Annotated in this window: 2 protein-coding genes; both read right to left on the bottom strand. The window is 35.2% G+C overall.

Going from position 1 to position 2,119, the window contains the following annotated elements; translation table 11 throughout:
* Positions 1 to 93: 93 nt before the first annotated feature.
* Entirely contained in the window at positions 94 to 870 is a 777-nt protein-coding gene (gene istB, locus CSW60_RS22920; protein WP_099539395.1) for an IS21-like element helper ATPase IstB, read from the bottom strand.
* Between the two features lies 1 nt (position 871).
* Complete coding sequence (istA, locus tag CSW60_RS22915; protein WP_161495688.1) at positions 872 to 1,879, bottom strand: IS21 family transposase; 1,008 nt, start codon at positions 1,877 to 1,879, stop codon at positions 872 to 874.
* Between the last annotated feature and the right edge of the window lie 240 nt (positions 1,880 to 2,119).

Below are 2,119 nucleotides of genomic sequence, written 5' to 3'. Positions count from 1 at the left end.
GAACAGTCTTCCATTGAGCAAATGTCAACACCAATTTAATCTTGATCCCTTTTCTCTAAAAACACCAAAATAAAATTGATCCCCCCTTAAAAATTATTTATCTTCTGTAGTAAAAATTGAGCCAGCTTTCATTTTATCCTTGAGTCGATAACTTCCTCCTTTAAAATGTAGCACGTGAGCATGGTGCAATAGTCTATCTAATAAAGCTGCGGTAAGTGTTTTGTCCTCAGCCAATGTTTGATCCCATTGCCCAAAGTTTAAATTACTACTAATGATAATGGAGTTATTTTCATATCTCTTTGCAATAATTTGGAATAAATAATTTGCTTGAATCTTATTAATAGGCAAATATCCTAGCTCATCGATAATTAATAGCTTGGAGTGCCCTGCAACTCTCCGCATAGCATCTTTAAATCTATCTTGCTTTGCTGCACTTTCTAGATTTAATAGTAAGTCTGCAGCACTAACGAACCGTACTCTAATTCCAGCTTGGGTTGCAGCATAGCCAAGTGCAATAGCAATGTGCGTCTTGCCTACTCCAGAAGGTCCAAGTAGCACGATATTCTCTTTTCTTTCAACAAAGGTAAGGGAGAATAATTCTTTAATCGCCGCTTTAGGTATTCCAGGATTGTAAGATAAATCAAACTGTTCAAAAGTTTTAATATAGGGAAAACCGGCTGTTTTTAATAGCATTTGTTTTCCTTTAAACCGTCTAATAGAACACTCCTCTTCTAAGACTTTTTCTAAGAAATCAGTATAGGTTTCCTTATTATTCGCTGAGTTTTGAGCAATATTAGAATAACTTTGTAAAATACCATTCAGCTCTAATTGCTGACAAAGATGATCAAGGCGTTCATGTTGTAAGTTCATATTAGGCTCCTCCAATAAATAGGGCATCATAAATAGATAAACTATGTTGCAAAGAAACCGTGTTATGCTTCATTATTAGTGTGTTGGTGGTTATAGATAAACGTTCAGAACCATAATTAGTCGAGTAATTGTGAACCAAAGAAGATAAATAGGTTTTTTCTATAACCCATCGCTCCATCGGTATTGTTTTAGTTGTTGCATGAGTCCTTTGATTTGCAGTTAGGTTAAGCCAGTTCAATACAGATATATTTAACTCATCCAAACTCACTTTATCTTTCCCAGCAATAAATGGGTGATAAAAGCTATAACGTAAATAGGAGATGGCTCTTTCTACTTTGCCTTTAGTTTGTGGATGATAAGGCTTACACACAATAGGATTAAAGCCACAATGTTTCGCGAAATCATAAAAGGTACGATGGAGTCTATGCTTACCTGAGCCAAATGCATTTCGATTCAAAATTATTGTTTTCATATTGTCATAAAGACAATGCTTAGGAACTCCACCAAAATAGTCAAAGGCATCTTCATGACATTGAATAAGCGTTTCTATTTTTTGGTTTTCAACAAATCGAACAAATATCATTCTTGAATAGCCAAGCGTTGCTACAAAAGCATAAAATATCTTTTTCTCAAATTTAAAATGAGCGAAGTCCACCTGCATTTGCTCACCAGGCTCTGTTTCAAATCTTATAAATTCTCGTGGTTTTGATTTGGGTTTGAGAGTGGATAAATAACTTCTTAACAGCGATATTCTTCCTTTATAACCTCGTAACTTTATTTCGTCGTATAAAACTGTAGCGGGTAACCAATGAGGGCTTGCTTCTCTAATCCTTTTTGTTAAATAACTCTTGTATTCCTCAAGCTTGCTTATGCGGAGTTGACTTCTTATATAGCACCTTTCTTTTTTATCTCGAGCATATTTTCTTACCGTATTTATAGAATGTCCCGTCACTCTACTAATTTCTTTAAGGGAATAACCTTGCTTATACATTATCTGTAATTCAAACATCTCTAGTTCTCCTAACACTTTTAGCTCCAACATTGAGTGTTGAAACCTTATTCATAGTTATTAGGGGATCAATTTTCAATTGGTGCAGGGGATCATTTTATATTTGGTGCTAACAATTGTTTGTCGGTTAACAACCACTTGATTTAGCCAAGCCATACCGATTGCACCATGATATCGACTGCTGTATTTCTTTAGCGATAAGGCCAGGCTGGCTGGACTTAGTTGATCATGGATAGTTTC

It is taken from the genome of Caulobacter sp. X, assembly GCF_002742635.1.
Lineage (GTDB): Bacteria > Pseudomonadota > Alphaproteobacteria > Caulobacterales > Caulobacteraceae > Caulobacter.
The sequence above is the reverse complement of the archived record's forward strand: the minus strand, read 5'-3'. Positions and strand labels throughout refer to the sequence as shown.